Origin of the sequence: Paenibacillus cucumis (ex Kampfer et al. 2016) (assembly GCF_019748695.1) — a bacterium.
Taxonomy (GTDB): domain Bacteria; phylum Bacillota; class Bacilli; order Paenibacillales; family Paenibacillaceae; genus Paenibacillus; species Paenibacillus polysaccharolyticus.
Window position 1 is genome coordinate 92,280 of record NZ_JACLIC010000007.1, and the last position, 17,922, is coordinate 110,201.

Sequence of the window (17,922 nt, forward strand, 5' to 3'; positions counted from 1 at the left end):
TGTGCTTTCTTTTGACCGATGTCTTTCTATCCTATCCCCACACACCAATCAGGAGAATGCCGCCAAAAATAACGATGGAACAGAGAATCCTTTTCATGCCCTGCTGTTCTTTTAATAACCAAATCCCGAGAAAAGCCGCAAATACCGTTCCCACTTCCCGAAGCGGGCCCAATCTGGCCATCGGAGCCTGTTCCAGTGCAAATAGAAAGAGCAGATATGATCCCGGATTCAGCAAAGCCCCAAGCAAAATCGTCGAACGATTGACCTTCCATTCCTGACGCAAGCCAGCTGAAGCGAGCAGCGCTGGCGTTAATCCAGCCACAAAACCAATATTCGTAACCTCAAGCAACGCCAAGGGCGAAATATGTTGCAGATTTAATTTGTCCACAAATACATAACTCGTCGTACATAACCCCACACACAAGGCCATCAGAACTGGCTTCGCCCCCTTCATTCCAGAGCCTGCTTGTCCCTTCCTGCTCCCCACACCGCTAAGAACGATGAAACCAACAATCATACAGGCAATGCCTAACCATCCGAATCCCGACAACCTTTCTCCTAGAAAAGCAACCCCGATCAACGGCACCAGCAACGTACTCGTGCCCCGCATAATCGGATAGATCTGAGACAGATCACCAAGCTCATACGTCTGAGACAACAGCCAGGAGTATAACGCCTGAAGTGCCATCGACACGATCAACAGCGCATAAGCTGACACGGGTAACGACTCGCGGGACAATTCTACCACCAGCACAGGCAGCAGCAATACGGTGGGAATCATCATAATCGACCATAGAAAAACACTTTTGTTCAAACTTCGTTTTGTAAACATACTCCAGACGGCATGTGCCATTCCTGAAGCAAGCACCAGAATTAACGGTAAAATCATGCTGTATACGTCCCTCTCTGTTTTCCTTGCTTATTTGCTTATCTCTTTCTATTTCCCTTGCCACGCTATAGTACACTCTAGAATACCTTACGTCGCGGTCTCCGGTTGATGCTCCGGCTGTTCATTCACCACCGATCCATCCTCCAGACGAAGCCAGGTATTAAACTCCCGCTCACCTTCACGCATCTGAATGACACGTCCTCCGCGTAGCATACCTTCCCTTCCGTAGGTACTATGACCACTCGAACGCCCGTAACAAAGACGTATCCCTTGATACCGGCCGTGAAAATCATTCACATGGTCGTGTCCGCAGAACGTACCCATTACATCCCCCATCTCCAGCAGTGCAGCAAACAAACCCGAATTGACTTGCGCACAGCAGACAGGTTCATATTTGTTGCCATAGCAAACTCGACTGTCCCACATCAGTTGATATTCCGGAATCGGGATATGGAAAAACGCCAAGGCTGGCAGCTTATCCCCCGGGCTGCGGCCGGGATTGACGCGTGTGGATTCATCCATCAGCCATCGGAGCTGACTCTGCTGAATCCAGCCATAACCGGGGATCGATTCCACGGTCGAATAACTCCCGGAATCGAGCAGATACAACACCGCTGCCGGAAGTCCATTCGCTCCGGCAATTTCCAGCGTGTAATTGCCCAATCCTGCAATATCACGCGGACCGGCTTCCGTCACACTATGCGCATGCTCCTGAACTACACGCATGAGCTCCGCTGGAGTGATTCGCTGCTCGGCATCATGATTACCAAACACAAAAGCCCACGGAATCCCACACGCCTCCACAGCCGAGACAGCATCGCGAAAAGCCTGCTCCGGATGCTCGCACGCCTGATTTCCCGAATCGACAGGCCCGGTGTAGATCACATCTCCTGTGAAAATAACCAGATCCGGCTGTTCCAGTCCGATGATTGATTGCATCATCCGCCGGCTTCGCAGATCTTCAGGCCGCCCGTCTTTCCAGTGTATATCGGTAAATTGTACGATGGTAAAGGTTCCATTTTCACGAAAAGCAAGCGGTCGTTTCACTGTGTTGTCCTCCCGAATACCACATGAATACGCATTGAACGCGAGCAATAAGCTTCACTTCATTCATGCAGTTAGATCTATTGGTTATATGTATTGCTGATTAGTGCTTGAAATAACTCGTGTTCAATCCGTTTTAAAATGTGGTTTATTGTGGTTTTTAGTTGTTTCATATGATAATATCGCCACATCTATCCTCTGTCAACTCATCTCTTGATATCTAACAACCATATCTACCGAATGAAATTGACAAGTGATTTTCATCAACTTAAACTGTTAAAAACAACAACAATCCACACAAAGGCCAAACTTCTATAAAAGAACGTAACGGAGGCGGAATTTGAATGTCGTTAACATATGAGGAGCGAAAACAGACGATCCTTGCCCAGCTTGCCACACAAGGCAAAGTTCAGGTACAAACGTTGGCTCAGCTATTTCAGGTATCCACGGAAACCATAAGGCGGGATCTGGATCGGCTGGAGAAGGAAGGTGAATTACGTAAAGTGTACGGGGGCGCTGTACGTGTCCGCTCAGGTATGATCGAAGCGCCCTTCCAGAAGCGCTCACAGTTGCAAGTTCAAGAAAAGCAGGCTATTGCCGCCGCGGCAGCTTCGTTGATTGAAGACGGCGAAACCATCATGCTCGACAACGGTACAACCACACTCGAAATCATGCGCCAATTGCAACATCGCTCCCTTATCACGGTGATTACGAATTCTGTACCCATCCTGACTATTGCCCTGGAATCTTTTACAGGTAAAATCATTTTTGCCGGAGGCGAAATCAACACTGCTGTTCAAGCCGCCACTGGGCCTGGGGCACATGAGATACTTGACCAGTTCAAAGTGAACAAAGCGTTCATTTCGGCTGGAGGTGTTTCCTTCACCGATGGAATTACCGATTATGTACTGGAGGAAGCCCTGATCTCGCGTAAAATGATGGAACGCGCCGAAGAAGCCATCCTGGTGGCGGATCACACCAAGTTTGGACGCTCCACGTTTGCCAGAATTGCACCTGCCGATCACATATCCATGGTGATTACAGATTCAAGCTGCCCTACTGAATGGATCGAAAACTTTGGGCGACTGGAGATTGAAACTGTCATTTCAGATTGACATCGATATACACATTCTATATTTTGGATATAATGATCATTCTATTTTTACTGAAAAATGGGTGAAAGGAGTGGCCCAAGCGATTATGAGTAGCAAAAAGGAAACGCTTCTTAACGTGTCTGAGGACCTGTTCTATCTGCATGGCTTTCATGCCATTGGCCTAAAACGGATCATTACCGATGCTGACGTGGCCATCATGACGTTATATAATCACTTTGCATCCAAGGAAGACCTGATTGTCGAGGTGCTTCTGCGCCGCGAACAGCGCTATCTGGAGCAACTACATATATATGCAGATAACAAGGCACAGTCCGTCTTTCTCAATCTGGCTGAGGGTCATGCCAAGTGGCTGATGGAACATGAAGCCAGGGGATGTCTTTTTTTACGAGCGAAGGAAGAATTCGGGGCTGATCCAAACCATGTTATCGTACAAACCGTTAACGGGCACAAAAAACACCTCATAACCCTGATAAAAAAAAGTGATCCCGAAGCAAATGATCGAAGCATCATGCAATTTATGCTGTTGTTAGAGGGTTCGACCGCGCTGGCCGAAACGGAAAATGTAAAAGAGGTCTGCCGGGAACTGATTCACATGACTCAAAATAGTTTCAATTCATAACACAAAGGGTGAGTTCATATTTCAACTCACTTTTTTATTTTCATAAGAAGTATAATGATCGTTCTATCTAAAATAAGGCGGTGAAATTCAATGAAAAAGATAGTTCTTCCTGGCGTTGCCCTGATCGCAGTATGTTATGCTTTTGGGCGTTTCAGTTACGGACTGTTTATGCCAGAAATCTCCGAGGCTTTACAATTATCCGAATCGGCATCCGGGGCCATTAACTCGGCAACCTATATTGCTTATTGTCTTGCCCTTCTTACTGCGCCGCTTATCATTAATCACAAAGGGCACCATTACGTCATTCAACTAGCTGGAATCAGCGCTATTCTTGGCTTGATCGGCATCGGACTGGCACATGATACCTGGCTGCTTGCAGTCAGCGTATTTCTTGCCGGACTCAGCACAGGATGGGCATCTCCAGCCCTCGGGAATGCAGTAAGCGCAGAACTCGCACCAGATCTGCACGCCAGAGGGAACAGCTGGATCAATACAGGCACCAGCTTTGGCATTATCGTCTCCGGTCCACTCTACTTGCTATTCACCGATTACTGGCGTATAAGTTATATTCTGTTCGCCCTCATCGGAATAACCGTACTGCTATGGAACCGACATGCGATTCCCGCTACCAAAACACTCCCTTGTACGAAGTCCATCTGGTCTTGCATGAGACCCACCAGACCGGGATCGGCTTTGCTTATGGCTTGTATGTTAACAGGCGCAAGCTCTGCGATCTATTGGACTTTCGCCCGAAACTTTCTAACGGACGAGAAAGGGGCCTCCGATTCGGAAGCCGTCTTGTTCTGGATTGTTATGGGCGTGACAGGCATACTCGGCGGAAGTGCGGGTCGGATTATAGAACGGATTGAGTTAGGCTGGTCTTATCGTATAGGCATTCTGTTGTTATCGATTTCGCTTGGCGTTATTGTCCTGCCTTCGATGACATCAAGTATGGTTTCAGCCGTCCTGTTCGGCAGCACGTACATTTTTCTAACAAGTGTTTTCATTGTATGGTCAACGAGACTGTTCCAGCCAAATGTCTCCATCGGCATTAGTCTTGCATTTCTCGCGCTGGGCGTGGGTCAATTCCTAGGATCATTTATGGCGGGATATACTATCGAGGTATTTTCCAGCACAGCAGCTTTTATGGCGTTTGCTATACTCGGTTTGCTGGGATTATTCCTTCGTGTTAAACCCGCTTAAGATGGCTCTGAACAATCGAAAGCCAAGCTACGTTCTATTCAATCGTAAACGTAAATAAAGCATCGTCATGAGTGGATTTAACGATATGCCCGTATAACCTCGTTGTCCCAGACTTGAATTTCAATATATCGTTCGGGCCCATGTTCGCCCGTTCGATTCCACTCCTGCGGCAAACCATAAGTCTGAATCAATTCACCGATTTCGTCTTTGGTATAAACCTGCTTGCGATAGGATTTATCGTCTTCATAACGCATCGTTGGGAAGAGATCACCGTACGTAAAGCTCACAACTTCTGCCGGCAATGCTTCCCATGGAATGATGATATGGTTCGGCTCCTTGTACCATGTTTCCAGCCAGGGGCATACACCTAGCGTGAGATAATGAGGATAGTCCTGAGTCGGCTTTCCCCCTTTATACGTGAACTTCTCATATGCCAGCTGTTCAAGCTCTCTTATGATTGTTATGTAGTCGGATGAACGCTTACTCGCAAATACTCGGCCCTTCTGCCGAATCTGTTGCGAAATCGCCTCCGCTTCTCTTGGAGACAGGCTGGAAAGATTACGGAAGGGACCTGCATTCGTCTCAAAATAATGGTAACCATCGAGGTTTTTCATGCTGATGCTCTCCTTGCAGAAGATGGGATTACTTCAACAACTCGGGTTTGATGCCAGCTGGTTCAAGTCTATCTCTATCTAGCCCTATTCCTTACTGGCATTCTCTATTACAGAGTGTATAAACGAAGCTTTACCATTCGTATATCCGACCCGATCATTACGGAATTGCCGAGCCAACTCTCTTTTCAATGTATCATAGGCCTTCATTAAGCCAGGATCACTTGTGAGTGCATTGCGAAAGGCCAGCTGATTCTTCCACGCCTTCCCCTGATATTTGTAAATATGCAGATGATGGGTGCCAGCTCGCCACTCCCCTTTTCGAAAAAAAAGACGTTCTGGAAACTCAGGTTTGGGTACGTATTCATAACCCAGTGCTGACAATAAATCGATATGCTTTTGCTTCACATCCTGAAGATCAGACACACCTGCCATCATATCAATCAAGGATTTCGCCCCAAGTCCTGGTACGGATGTGCTTCCGATATGCTCCATCTCTACAAAAATGTCTTTCAGCACCCTCATCACTTGTTCACGCTCAATGAAGTAATTCTCCACCCATTCTGGATCATATTCACATATCTCAACAAGCTCCTTCATGACTACTTCACTCCTTTAACCAATCATACATTATATCTTATGTTGCAAATCTAATTGAATTGCCATTTATTAATTAGGGATTTTTAACCATAAATGATAAACTGAAACTATCGTTTATGCATAACGATTTCGTCGTTTTGCATCTCCTAGCATTTTATTTTTACAAACTTGCACAAAAGAAGGAGGTCATCCTATGTTTGATGTAAACGTAAAGCAAGTAGATGATCAACTGATCATACGCTGGCAGTTTACCAAGATTGAAATCCCCATTTCACAAATCACATCTGTAACTTTAGATAACACCTATGGAGGAAGTGAGCCTTCAGCTGTCCGAATCGGTTATGCTCGTTCAACCGAGCGGATTCTGATCCGAACCACTCATCAATCCTACATTTTATTTACGAGCAGCGAGAACATGTATCCTGCAATTCAAGCCATGGTTTCTCCCTCAGTAACCTCATCTATCGAATAGCACATAGTTAAGAGCCACCGATCAGATTAAAAAATCTAGTCGATGGCTCTTTTCAATTTGATTTCATTTACGTATCCGTCCGTACCTCGTCCCACGCTTGATCGAGATAACAGATCAGCCAGTTAAGGGCGCGATGCCGTTCATAAGCTACACCGGGGTTTAAACCTGCAGGTGGTAACTCCTCTTTAATTCTGCTGTTTACACAGACCCAATTGTACCGATAAATCAAGTCGGCCTCGTCCAAAATTTCATCTTTACTACGCAGAGTGGCATCCGACAGGAACTCTGCATAGCTGTCCTTTTGCTGTAGATAACCAACGTCCTTACTTACGTTGCACAGCTCAGTAGGTGCACTCAATTCTTCCACGTACCCTAGTGCCCATAGCATGACATGGTATGCCTCATATCCCCAAGAGAAGCGAATGACCTCTTGCTGCTGTGCTCCATGCTGATCCAGAAAAGATTTTTCATCCGGAGAAAAGAAGGCGGACGCATCATACTTGTCGATGACTTCCTGCACAAGCGCCGCGGTGTCATCGTTACTCTCACCTGCTCCCAGGCACTCACCTTTTAGGGCAGCTATACAGAGAGCTACAGCACGCTGCGCAACTTCTTCCTTCGTTCGAATCGTCGTGTCCTGTTCTCCCGCTCTTGCAGGCAGATTGGCATTATACGGAACACCTTGCGCCGCTAATCGCTGCTCTGAACGTGCCTTGCGGTCCACAGCATCCACTGAGGGTGGACGAGTGTCATCCAGATAACTCGTGTGTGCGGTTACCGTGTAATCCTCTACTTCGGATTCTCCGTTTACATCCAGAAGCACCTGACCCTGAGCATTCAGTAGGGAGCCACCTCCCCAGAAAATGACGGCATCCAGCGCTTCAGCCAGTTGTAATAACTCGTTAAAGAACTCTTCCGAGATATCTTCCTCTGTCTCGATGCCGATTACCATGTTCAGGGTGGAGCATTTAATCAGTACCTTTTCCTGAAGCGCAGCATTACGCCCTTCGATCTGACTCATAAACCCAAGCATACCTTGAATCATCGTGCCGAACTCCTCGGGATGCGTCTGGCTTGTCATGATGTTGAAGCCCTTTGTTTTTTTGCTAAACCATTTCTTCTGAATCACCTGTATGTGCGTATGGTCTTCTCTTCGCTGGATGGCAGCATCAGGATAGATGGATTGGATCATTTCATACAACTGATCCAGGTCAAACTGGGAGCTGTATATCGCACAGTTTCTCATGGGGTGTTCGCCCTCCTTCTTGTGTCCGAATTCTTGTTAAGTTAGACTAAAGATTTTACACAGGCCACTTCAAAGACAGAACAACCTTCCAATCGCTGTTATCCCCAGATTTTTGTGATTCCCTTTTACAAAGGGGAAAACCCGGTGATAAAGGCGACCGCTACGTTTCTTCAGGTTTTTTCTTTCTTCTCCGTTAATGTGTAAAAAATAGTTCAACTTATATAGTTTTTTTAAAAAAATAATACGTGCCCCAGGTTGATCTTCGATTAATCCTTGTAGGGGTCGAACTCATTGTCACCCGCCATCGCTACGCCTACCGGGCGCAGTACATGATTGATTTTGAGCGTATTGGCATGCGCATTCAGCACGTCTTGCAATTTTTTGTAGACAAACGGGCTCTCATCCGTGCCAGCTCCACGGAGCTCCACACCATATGCTCGAATGGCGGCTTGCATCTGTTCTTCACTAATTTCGCCGCCCATACGCGTGCGAAGTTTGTAATTCATTTTGCCTGCCGCCTGCGTACGACTCATGATTCGTCCTGCCCCGTGAACCGTACTGCGGAAAGACTCCGTATTCTCCTCACTATGAATGCCTTCTACAATGACCGAAATATCCCCCATACTCCCGCCGACAAAGCCAAGCTGGCCCGGTGCCAGCGGTGTCGCTCCTTTACGAACAACGACGACTTCCTCGCCCATATGCTGCTCTTTCCACGCAAAGTTATGATGATTATGTACGGCATATTCAGCACTCGCTCCAAGGATATCAAGCACCTGTTCAATCACGTAATCCCTTCCGGCATAGGCATAACGACCCGCCAGTGTCATACCCGCCCAATACATATCACCCATTTCACTGTTCAAGTCAAACAGGGTCGGCGGCTGATCCATCGATTCACCCGGTGCTTTGCCACTGAACTCCCGTCCAGCCGCCAGATTAAGGAATCCACTCGCTACTTTATGCCCAAAGCCACGGCTGCCAAAATGATTGGCAATCCATACCTTGCCCGTCTGCTCTTCCACAAAAATATCGACAAAATGATTGCCGCTACCGACGGTTCCGAGTTGATTGCGTGCGAGTGTCTTCAACTTCTGTTGCAATCCGCTTTCGATGGTATCAAAAAGCTTCCAGTTCGGATCGTCGAACAGCTCATGCTCCACCGGGGTTGGGTTGTTCCGGCCTACGCCGAATGAGATCGTTGCATTAATATCATCCATAATGACCGCAATCCGGTCACGAATATCGTCCCACATCAGGTTCGTGCGCACAGCTTTGTTGCCGCAGGCAATATCGTACCCCACTCCTGACGGACTGATCATATTGCGGTAAGCAACCACTCCGCCAATCGGCTGCGAATATCCCTTGTGATGATCAGCCATTAAGGCCACGCCCAGCACATCTCCATATTTCGAACAAGTCACCGCCTGACTGACGGCATTCTCCAGCGGTTCCCCCCAGACTTTGATGTTATCCACGATACGCATATTCGGTAACCTCCTATGTATTCTTTTTCCTAAAGTTTAACAAAAATCTATCCTTCTCGATATGCTACTAAAGTATAGGTGTAGGATACGCTATACTGCTGTAAAAAAGGCTCCCCTTTTCCGTTCGCTCACTAAAAAAGAGAGCGTCCGCTAGGGGCTCACTCCCTTTTTTTACAGTGTATAGAAAGAATACTGCCGTTTATAAATGTTTTCGGTATCCCTGAACCTTCTCGTCTCTAAAGCCCAGTTTCTCGTAAAATCGATGGGCTTCCTTACGCTGATCTCCAGACACCAGAATGATGTACGCACATCCCAAATCTTTGGCAATATGTTCGATCTTAAGCATGAGCTTCTGTCCAACACCCTGCCTGCGAACCCGTTCGGAGACAATGACATTTTCGACGACCATAAATGGCTCGCAAGAACCCATCAGATCCATGCATTCAACTCCCATAACCGATCCCACAAGTTTATCCTGATCATAGGCTCCAAGCACATAGTATTGACCCTGTTTCTTCATTTGCTGAAACGTCTTTTGCATTTGCTGCGCATTCATATGCTGTTCATTGGGAGGTGTACCCATCAATTCATGGTACAGCTGGTTTAACGCAGGCAAATCCTGCGGTTCAATCTGTTTAATTGTAATCATCGTGATGCCTCTGCTCCTTCTGATCTGATGAGATCCTTCTTGAAATAGTATTGTTGGTGTCCCGTAGGTGCATTCTTGATCATCGTCATCAGCTCATACCCGTGTTTTAGGTAAAATTCAGGAGCCTGATACGAGAAGGTGTTCAGCATAATGAAATCACACTCCTTCTCCCGGGCCAAACGCTCTACCTCCTGTAGCAGTTTCGTTCCATACCCTTTGTGCCTCTCTTTGGCATCAACCCACAAGATATCTAGCTCGACCCAGTTCCAGCATAAGGTGCTCAGTACCCCTGCTACAATCTGCCCTGCCTCGTTTCGAATATGAAAATGAAGTTCCTCGTATCTGTTCCTTAAAGCCTCGCTCACATGTGCCGCATTGTAAGCGACCAGTTGCTGGCGGACATAGGCTGAATCTTCTTCGGTACTTGGCGTAATGTTGGTATTTGGCATATTTGCTCTCCCTCTCGGTTCTACATCAATTAAAATTCGCAATCTACTATCTATGTATTTCATATTATCGCTTAACGTTATCTCACTCATCTTATACTAAATTACACAAAATGGAAACAACGCACCTCCCTCATAGGAAAGTGCGTTTGTTATCGTTCCATTCAATTCTGACTAAGCTACTAGCTACTGGGCTTCGGTCAGATAAACATCTACATACCCCCAACCCGTCATCCCCAACGGATCTGTAGCCATTATCCCAATTCGTATAGGCGTATTACTTGTTCCTAATGCTTTCACGTATAAGTTTTGTCCAACCATTCGAACAGTTGCTAATTGATTATCAGAAAATGTCGCTTCTAACTTAAGGGTCGAACTGTCATCATCCTCATCTCTAAACATGTAGGACAAGTCTATCTCGATTTCATCTCCACCTACATAAGCTGTATTTCCTGCTGGTGCCTCGATCAATTTAGGAGGAGAACCATCAAAACCATATATCAGTTCTTCTTTCAGTAGCAGGGCATGATGCATTATGGAATCTGGTTCTTTTCTGAGGTTGATTTGATTGGAATCTAACCTTACATATTCCAAATTCATTAAATCTACCAGTCCCCCTGGAATGTGAACAAGCTGATTGTTTTGCATAAACAATGTTTGCAAGGAAGTCAGCCCTGTCACGTCCAGCACACTAAGCTCATTATCTCTCAGATTTAGGTAATGCAACTTCTCAAGCCCTGTGACGTTAATTTCACTCAGACGGTTGTTCGACAGATCAAGCCACTCTAATTGTTCAAATTCAGAGGCATCCGCTTTGCTTATGTTATTTCCAGATAAATCAATTTCTACGACATTTAATCCATTAAATATATCGACACCGGTAAGATCGGAAATGCCAGCATCTCTTGCATACAATCCTCCTTGAGTCTGGACAAGTGCCGTAGCTAATTCTGCTTTGGTCAGCGGATCATCTAGCCCCTTCTGTAGCCAAAATGCCATAGCTCCAGCCAATTGCTCGTCAGGGAATTGGCGGCTAATCGTATTCACTTGCACGGTAACCTGGAGTTGTGCCGTTACACTGGCACCTTGTTCATCAGTAGCTTGAATGGTCAGCATCTTCTGACCAGCAGCTCGTGGTGCAAGGCGAATTACCGAGTCAGTCACAGTAGAAGATACCATGTTCTCATCTCCCGACAAGACAGCGAACTTCAATGGTCCACCCTCTGGATCGCTGAAATAAGAAGAGGCCTGCAAGTCCTTAGAAGCGTGATCCAACGTCAATTCCTGAGCAGGCAAACCTCCAGGGGCAACGATTGGAGCACGATTGCTGGTTCCTGGATTAGATGGATTTGCTGGATTGGAAGGGGTTGAAGGTACAGACGGACTAACCGATCCTCCGCTTCCTCCACCTGTTGTTCCGCCGGACGTTGTTCCAGTATTATTGTTGTTGTTGTTCCCTGTACCTGTACCATTCGCAGTACCTACTGTTCCTGTAATTGTACCTTGTGTCTCCGTTACCTTGCCTGGATTATCTTTTGGAGCCTGCGAATTAGAACCATCTTGTTCTGAACCTGATTCCCTCAATTCTCGAATCGTGTCTGTTGCCCGCACTGCAATGACAGCCATCTCTTGTCTGGACGTGGAACGTTTGGGTGCAAAATATCCATTTTCCCCCTTGAGAAGACCTAATCCAACGGCCTGTTGCACACCGGGCAAAGCCCAGGCGCTAATATCCTTACTATCCTTAAATGATAACGATTGTTGACCATCAGATAGCCCATCATACCCTTTCACCTTCAGTGCCCGAATCATCGTAACAGCGAGCTGTTCTCTCGTCACTACACCATTCGGCCGGAATGTACCATCGGGATATCCATTCATAATCCCAGTTAAGTTAAGAGCATAGATATAAGATTCGCCCGAACTTGCACGCTCTAAGTCTTTAAATAACTGTTTCGGTCGTTGGTCTGAAGACGAGACCTTGATCTCCAGAAGCTGAGCTAACATATGTGCAAGTTCCCCTCTTGTCATAGGTGCATCTGGGTTGAAACGACCTGTTCCGTCTGGAATAATCCATTGTTGCTGGGTAGCTTTTTCAATAGCTTGCTGGGCCCACGGGGCAGCAAGCTGCAAGTCCTGGATACTTGTTCCATCCTCCGCGGCACCTACTGCTCCCGGAGCACCAAAGAGAGTGAACGACAACACAGCGGCTATATATGGCACAACTTTATTCCGACGCTGTTTAGAGTAACCTTTGTAATTGGAATGATGATTAGACATTTCTTAACACAACCTCCTACGGAATCTTATCGCTATTGACACTGGAAATTCACAGCGTTATTTCGTTAGATTCATTGTAGGAGAGACGACATCATCCAAACAGTCTACAAAAAAGTAGACATTGTTTCATAACTTATAATAAGCCCCGCTGTTCAGCAATTTGTACCGCATGCGTGCGACTGCTTGCTCCGAGTTTGGCGAACACACGGCGAATGTGAGTATTTACGGTTCCAGGTGATATCCCAAATTCGGCAGCAATCTGCTTGCTGGTCAACCCTTCTGCAATATGACCAAATATCTTCTGCTCCATGGGACTCAGTCCCACTTCTTTCTGTACATGCTTTGCTTCATCTGGTGCTGAACGGCCCCGTACCTTTTGGTTTTGGACAAAAGCAGAGAGTAATTGCTTCACATAAGCTAATTTCACTCCATCATCCGAGATGGCCTTCTTACGGCGAAGCACCAAATACTGTTGAAGTAGCCATTTTACCGGCTCGCCTTCGGAAACAAATGAACGGATATATCCTTCAGGTTCTCCCAAAACAAGAGCACGCGATAAGGCTACAATACCAGCACCTGAGTCCCCCTGCTTCTGTAGTATTACGGACTCTAACAGGGCACATTCAATCTGTTCCGTCAACAGATCGCGTTTTTCAGCATGTTCTCGAACTCGTTGCAGTTCCTCTTGTGCGTAATCATAATGTTCAAGAGCCACGGCAGCACGTAATCGAACCATCCATTGAAATAGTTGGTCACAGCTCATTTCAACGAGCATTTGTTGTTCGTCTACCGGATTAGCGAGAATGTGGGTAGCCGTGTCCACAGGGCTCTGCTCAAGCCCTATTCGATTGCGATGTGCTTCTAATACAGATTTCCAGTACTCTCTATCTTTCTCAGACAGCAGACTCTCAGCCTGCTGCAACAGCTTTATACCTTCCTCAGCTCTACCTGAATGTATTTCAAGCCTAGCTTTCAGTACATATGCAGGAACAAGTATCGCCGCCACTTTGATCTGCAAGGCCACTTCAAGAGCTCGTTCCGCATACTTCACGGCTTCGGATAACTGATCCTGTTCCATCAAAACCTCACCATATCCTGCTCCGTAGTAGGACGTTACATAGGCAGGTTCATCATACCATCGCTTTGTAATGGCTCCAAAACAAGCTTCAGCTCTCCTCAAGTAACCATGAACGCCGTGAAAACTTCGCATACGCATGCTCTCTCTTCGATCGTAGTCCATATACTGAAACGCGATATCATCAGGGTAACCCTGATCAATATAAGACACCAGATAAGAAGAAAGTCCTTCTAAATCACGGTTAAGATACGCCATATAGGCTCTCATGACACAGATCACTTGCAACAAATATTCAATAATTTCTGGCGCAACCTGCCCTTGGAGATGCACGCGGATGACATGCTCGAGCTCATCCAGTTGCTTCACCATCTCCCCATAAGGCATTTCACGTGCAACAAGAAACAAATAAGACATATATAACTTAGGACGAGCTTTCACTATTTCCAGCGGCAAAACATCAAAATATTTACGAAGTGTCCACCACTCTCCCATGATAAAATGGGCGAACAATTCTTCTAGCAATCTTGCGGCATCTTCCAAATGTAGCCCAAGAATATAATGATCCAGCGCTTCAGATGGATATCCGTTCTGTTCATACCAAAGTGCGGCAAAACCATGTAATTCGTTGGCCAACTCGGCGTGATTCCGTCTCAACTCACGCCTCAGGAATGCCGAGAATAAATGATGATAACGGTACCATTCTCCTTCCCGATCCAGAGGGATAAGGAAAAGATGTTCTTTCTCCAGCTGCTTTAACAACTGTGGAGCTTCATGCAAACCACTTAACACCTGACCTAAACGGCTGTTCATCCTTCTTGTTATTGCAGTTCGAAGCAAAAAGCGTTGCATTTCTGGTGACTGACGCTGGAATACCTCTTCTAACAAATAATCCGAGATGTTTCTGTTGCCTGCTTCTTGATCCTTTGTACGAGGTGGGAATGAAGTCATGTTTACCATTGAACTTTTCACCGTGCCTGCACCTAATGTGTGAGATAAAGCAAGTAGCTTTAACCCGGCTGCCCAACCCTCTGTGTGCTGTACCCACCCAAGTGCATTCTCGCTGGCATGCTCGATACGCATAACGTTCTGGCAAAAGTCAATGCCTTCTTCCGCTGTAAACGCAAGTTCCTGAAGGGTAAGCTGCTTCAATTCCCCTCTCAGCCGTAGCTTCTCCAGCTTAAACGGAGGATACGTCCGACTCGATATGACCAGATGGATAGACGAAGGAAGGTTTTCAATAAATTCCTGCATCTGCGAATGAATCTCCGGCTGCGTTATAACATGGTAATCATCCAAAATAAGCATCGTAGGCTGATCAATCTGGGCAACACGATTTAACAGCAAAATTAGTGCTTTTCTCGGCTCGACTGGATAGCGCTGCAAGAAATCAGGCAGGACCTCCCCACATAACCCCTGTCTCACGCGGTCCAACGCATGAATAATGTACAGCCAAAACTGAAATGGATCTTGATCCTTTTCATCCAGACAGACACAAGCCGCTTGCCCTGCGGCACTTCTCAGCCAACTCCCCAATAGTGTTGATTTTCCCGAACCGGCCGGAGCAGTCAACAACGTCATCTTGGATTGCATAACTTCATCGTATTGCGAACTGAGCCTTGGACGATCCATGGTATCCGCTGGTAGAGGGGGTAATTCCAGTTTGTTCGCCAAAATCATAAATTGAAGCCAGTCGCCATGGAAACCAGCTGTTTGTTCTTGCTGCATGTAATCCTCCTGAACCCGCACTGGGGTGCACATTATAGAAATCGTTGTATGTACATTTAGACATTCTAAGTATACAGGGAACAACGTCGATGCCGCACACCATTTTATACAAAAACCAAAGGCAAATAACCCTGCACAGACAGTACAGGGCAAATGAGACGATTATTTATCTTTTTATCTCAGCAACTTCAAATTGACGATGATATAATTCAAACCGGATAATAGCGTAACACCTGTCGCAATCCATATCAAAATCATATCTATTCTCAAATCTGTAAAAGTACTAAATATCACATGATGAAGTAAAACGGTAAGGATTGCAACGACTTGAAGAACCATTTTTATTTTTCCATATCGATCAGCAGCAAGTGTGATTCCCTGTTCTGCAGCTACCATACGCAAGGCTGTGATTACAATTTCACGTGCAATAATAACAACTGCAACCCACGAGCTAATCATATTCACCTGAACCATCATAATAAGTGCCACTGAAATGAGAAGCTTGTCTGCAAGAGGATCGAGCAACTTACCCAACCTGGTTACCTGATTGTACTTTCTGGCAATATACCCATCCAGTTTATCTGTACAAGCGGCTAGTGCAAAAATAATTACCGCAACCATCAAACCCGGCTCCTGCTGAACGAGAAAGCATAGCATAAACAGCGGAATCAATGCGATTCTTGCCAGAGTGACCCCGTTTGCCAGATTCACTGCTCCTTCGCCCCCTCCAGTAACTTCAGGATTTCCAATGCCACATCACGTGGGGTTTTCAATTGCCCTGTCTCATAAGCATCTCGAAATGCGCCAGACAGTGCAAATTCCTCTGTACTTTTTCCTCTCGCCACAGCCTGCAATTCCGTATCCACCATGCCTGGATCAAAGGCGACAATCTCCACCGGATTAGACTGTGAGACTTGCTCCATCGCAACACACTGTGTAAACATGTTGATTCCTGCCTTTGATGTACAATAGGCAGCCATCGAAGGAGCGGGATAACTGCCCGATGCGGAACTCACATTAATAATTTTTCGGCGTGCCGTTATATGGTTGGTATGATGAATAAAAGATGACGTAAAAATCATCGGTGCGGCTAGGCTAATATTCAGATGGACGCTAATCTCGTCCGCAAGACACTGATCTATGGGTTTCAACGGTTCAAGCATGGCCGCATTATTGATAAGTCCGATATATTCCACAGAAAGAAGCGGAATCTGCTCCAATATGCCCGAGATTACATCGTCGATGCCCTGAATGTCTGTAAGGTCGAACTGGACATGAGTGTACCTTTCGTAGATATTGCCCAAGTCGGATGCTCCGCGTGCTATGCCGTAGACGGAGTCTCCCTTTTCCAAACAAAGTTCTGCAAGCTGTCTACCAATGCCTTTGGATGTACCTGTAATAATAAAGGTTCTGTTACCCAATATGCTCCTCACCTTTCAATTCTCATATCTGCTCTAATGCCGCAGGATTGATATGTATTTCATCTCTAAACGTGTCAGTCACGCTCTTCCGGTTTTCTCCACATGGTCACCCACAAAATAGGCAAACCAAAATACGGATCTTCCTGCCCCATCGCTTTCATTGGACGCAGTTCCACACACTCAAACGGGTCCTCCAGTAAATACCGAAGCTTCTCCTCCGTAAAAGCAAGTCCGCCCCGCATTGACTTCTCACGGTAAACTTCCCAATCGTCCATCACATGCTCCGGGCCGCCTTGATCGCCGAATCCTGGTGCAAAACAGGTCATGCCGAACAACCCTCCGGGCTTCAATGCACGATGAATCATCTCAATGTAAGGAATACGCTGATGCGGTAACAAATGGTGTAGACAGCCCGAATCGTAGACTAGATCATATTGCTGTTCTGGCGCCAGTTCGAACACCGAACGACATTCAAAATGAACATCCAGCTGTTCTTCCGCTGCCCGTTCCTTGGCCCAAGCAATCGCAGTCTCTGACAGATCATAGGCATCAACCTGATAACCGTGTCCCGCTAAATACAATGCATTCCGGCCGGGGCCACATCCCAGCTCCAGTGCTCTGCCCCCTCTTAACCGTCCAGCTTCTACATCAGCAACCAGATTCTCGTCTGGTTTGTTTGGAAAAAACGGAATGGGTCTGTCCCGATTCTCATAGAACGGCTCCCAAAATTGCTTGGCCGATCTGAAATCCGCATCGAGCATATCATAGAGATCCTGCACACTTTTTATCGTTTTCTCCAAGTCTCAATTCCTCCTGTATTAACGCTTAAAATGGGTACTTCTCCACTATTGTTACTCTGCTGTTCCACTAGCATTTTTGCATAAAATCCTACTCCATTCACTACACTTTATTATAACATTTTTAACCATTCATTCTCTATTTTTCATGTAAAAATTCAGTAGAATATACGTTGTTTTTTCCATACAAAAAACGAACAACATCGCATGTTGTCCGCTTGAAATTACAGTTATAAGATT

Annotated in this window: 17 protein-coding genes; 4 read left to right on the plus strand and 13 right to left on the minus strand. The window is 46.2% G+C overall.

The features are described 5' to 3' along the window. Positions 1-31 precede the first annotated feature (31 nt). Both H7T88_RS03390 and H7T88_RS03395 read right to left on the minus strand, forming a co-directional pair. Complete coding sequence (locus tag H7T88_RS03390) at positions 32-889, minus strand: EamA family transporter (RefSeq protein ID WP_090922113.1); 858 nt, start codon at positions 887-889, stop codon at positions 32-34. An 87-nt stretch (positions 890-976) separates the two neighbouring features. Continuing rightward, on the minus strand, positions 977-1,936 hold the full coding sequence (locus tag H7T88_RS03395; protein ID WP_221786860.1) for a metallophosphoesterase family protein: 960 nt from the start codon (positions 1,934-1,936) through the stop codon (positions 977-979). 341 nt (positions 1,937-2,277) lie between these two features. Between H7T88_RS03395 and H7T88_RS03400 the strand changes: the two genes are divergently transcribed. From H7T88_RS03400 to H7T88_RS03410, 3 genes are all read left to right on the plus strand, one after another. After that, positions 2,278-3,048: a DeoR/GlpR family DNA-binding transcription regulator gene (locus H7T88_RS03400; RefSeq protein ID WP_154886981.1), complete on the plus strand. Its 771-nt coding sequence runs from the start codon at positions 2,278-2,280 to the stop codon at positions 3,046-3,048. An 85-nt stretch (positions 3,049-3,133) separates the two neighbouring features. After that, positions 3,134-3,667, plus strand: a complete 534-nt coding sequence (locus H7T88_RS03405; RefSeq protein ID WP_221786861.1) for a TetR/AcrR family transcriptional regulator — start codon at positions 3,134-3,136, stop codon at positions 3,665-3,667. A gap of 90 nt (positions 3,668-3,757) precedes the next feature. After that, on the plus strand, positions 3,758-4,870 hold the full coding sequence (locus H7T88_RS03410; protein WP_221786863.1) for an MFS transporter: 1,113 nt from the start codon (positions 3,758-3,760) through the stop codon (positions 4,868-4,870). Between the two features lie 77 nt (positions 4,871-4,947). On the opposite strand, the gene H7T88_RS03415 is transcribed toward H7T88_RS03410, so the two are convergent. After that, positions 4,948-5,484 (minus strand): hypothetical protein, encoded by a 537-nt coding sequence (locus H7T88_RS03415; protein WP_221786864.1) that lies wholly within the window; start codon positions 5,482-5,484, stop codon positions 4,948-4,950. An 84-nt stretch (positions 5,485-5,568) separates the two neighbouring features. Next, positions 5,569-6,081: a GrpB family protein gene (locus H7T88_RS03420; protein ID WP_221786865.1), complete on the minus strand. Its 513-nt coding sequence runs from the start codon at positions 6,079-6,081 to the stop codon at positions 5,569-5,571. Between the two features lie 193 nt (positions 6,082-6,274). Here H7T88_RS03420 and H7T88_RS03425 point away from each other — a divergent pair, with 193 nt between their 5' ends. Beyond that, positions 6,275-6,553, plus strand: coding sequence for a SunI/YnzG family protein (locus H7T88_RS03425; RefSeq protein WP_090922105.1), 279 nt, complete (start codon positions 6,275-6,277; stop codon positions 6,551-6,553). Between the two features lie 67 nt (positions 6,554-6,620). Here the strand turns inward: H7T88_RS03425 and H7T88_RS03430 are convergent, their stop codons facing one another. From H7T88_RS03430 to H7T88_RS03470, 9 genes are all read right to left on the minus strand, one after another. Further along, positions 6,621-7,799, minus strand: coding sequence for a DUF4272 domain-containing protein (locus tag H7T88_RS03430; protein WP_221786866.1), 1,179 nt, complete (start codon positions 7,797-7,799; stop codon positions 6,621-6,623). Positions 7,800-8,065: 266 nt separating this feature from the next. Then, the gene (locus tag H7T88_RS03435; RefSeq protein WP_221786867.1) at positions 8,066-9,286 is read right to left on the minus strand and encodes an RtcB family protein; all 1,221 of its coding nucleotides are present in this window, start codon (positions 9,284-9,286) and stop codon (positions 8,066-8,068) included. 199 nt (positions 9,287-9,485) lie between these two features. Beyond that, positions 9,486-9,935 (minus strand): GNAT family N-acetyltransferase, encoded by a 450-nt coding sequence (locus tag H7T88_RS03440; protein WP_090922101.1) that lies wholly within the window; start codon positions 9,933-9,935, stop codon positions 9,486-9,488. After that, positions 9,932-10,384, minus strand: coding sequence for a GNAT family N-acetyltransferase (locus H7T88_RS03445; protein WP_221786868.1), 453 nt, complete (start codon positions 10,382-10,384; stop codon positions 9,932-9,934). Before H7T88_RS03445 ends, H7T88_RS03440 begins: the two co-directional genes overlap by 4 nt. A 183-nt stretch (positions 10,385-10,567) precedes the next feature. Next, on the minus strand, positions 10,568-12,661 hold the full coding sequence (locus H7T88_RS03450) for an S-layer homology domain-containing protein (protein WP_221786869.1): 2,094 nt from the start codon (positions 12,659-12,661) through the stop codon (positions 10,568-10,570). 133 nt (positions 12,662-12,794) lie between these two features. Continuing rightward, positions 12,795-15,464 (minus strand): winged helix-turn-helix domain-containing protein, encoded by a 2,670-nt coding sequence (locus H7T88_RS03455; protein ID WP_221786872.1) that lies wholly within the window; start codon positions 15,462-15,464, stop codon positions 12,795-12,797. 174 nt (positions 15,465-15,638) lie between these two features. Continuing rightward, positions 15,639-16,175 (minus strand): CDP-diacylglycerol--glycerol-3-phosphate 3-phosphatidyltransferase, encoded by a 537-nt coding sequence (pgsA, locus tag H7T88_RS03460; protein WP_221786874.1) that lies wholly within the window; start codon positions 16,173-16,175, stop codon positions 15,639-15,641. Continuing rightward, the gene (locus H7T88_RS03465; RefSeq protein WP_221786875.1) at positions 16,172-16,885 is read right to left on the minus strand and encodes an SDR family NAD(P)-dependent oxidoreductase; all 714 of its coding nucleotides are present in this window, start codon (positions 16,883-16,885) and stop codon (positions 16,172-16,174) included. The genes pgsA and H7T88_RS03465 overlap by 4 nt, the downstream gene beginning before the upstream one ends. Before the next feature lie 74 nt (positions 16,886-16,959). After that, the gene (locus H7T88_RS03470) at positions 16,960-17,685 is read right to left on the minus strand and encodes a class I SAM-dependent methyltransferase (RefSeq protein ID WP_154982962.1); all 726 of its coding nucleotides are present in this window, start codon (positions 17,683-17,685) and stop codon (positions 16,960-16,962) included. Positions 17,686-17,922 lie beyond the last annotated feature (237 nt).

Excerpts from the sequence above, each read along its gene's own strand:
- H7T88_RS03390 (WP_090922113.1), bottom strand. The coding sequence starts at position 889 with ATGATTTTACCGTTAATTCTGGTGCTTGCTTCAGGAATGGCACATGCC.
- H7T88_RS03400 (WP_154886981.1), top strand. The coding sequence starts at position 2,278 with ATGTCGTTAACATATGAGGAGCGAAAACAGACGATCCTTGCCCAGCTT.
- H7T88_RS03405 (WP_221786861.1), top strand. The coding sequence starts at position 3,134 with ATGAGTAGCAAAAAGGAAACGCTTCTTAACGTGTCTGAGGACCTGTTC.
- H7T88_RS03410 (WP_221786863.1), top strand. The coding sequence starts at position 3,758 with ATGAAAAAGATAGTTCTTCCTGGCGTTGCCCTGATCGCAGTATGTTAT.
- H7T88_RS03415 (WP_221786864.1), bottom strand. The coding sequence starts at position 5,484 with ATGAAAAACCTCGATGGTTACCATTATTTTGAGACGAATGCAGGTCCC.
- H7T88_RS03420 (WP_221786865.1), bottom strand. The coding sequence starts at position 6,081 with ATGAAGGAGCTTGTTGAGATATGTGAATATGATCCAGAATGGGTGGAG.
- H7T88_RS03425 (WP_090922105.1), top strand. The coding sequence starts at position 6,275 with ATGTTTGATGTAAACGTAAAGCAAGTAGATGATCAACTGATCATACGC.
- H7T88_RS03430 (WP_221786866.1), bottom strand. The coding sequence starts at position 7,799 with ATGAGAAACTGTGCGATATACAGCTCCCAGTTTGACCTGGATCAGTTG.
- H7T88_RS03435 (WP_221786867.1), bottom strand. The coding sequence starts at position 9,286 with ATGCGTATCGTGGATAACATCAAAGTCTGGGGGGAACCGCTGGAGAAT.
- H7T88_RS03440 (WP_090922101.1), bottom strand. The coding sequence starts at position 9,935 with ATGATTACAATTAAACAGATTGAACCGCAGGATTTGCCTGCGTTAAAC.
- H7T88_RS03445 (WP_221786868.1), bottom strand. The coding sequence starts at position 10,384 with ATGCCAAATACCAACATTACGCCAAGTACCGAAGAAGATTCAGCCTAT.
- H7T88_RS03450 (WP_221786869.1), bottom strand. The coding sequence starts at position 12,661 with ATGTCTAATCATCATTCCAATTACAAAGGTTACTCTAAACAGCGTCGG.
- H7T88_RS03455 (WP_221786872.1), bottom strand. The coding sequence starts at position 15,464 with ATGCAGCAAGAACAAACAGCTGGTTTCCATGGCGACTGGCTTCAATTT.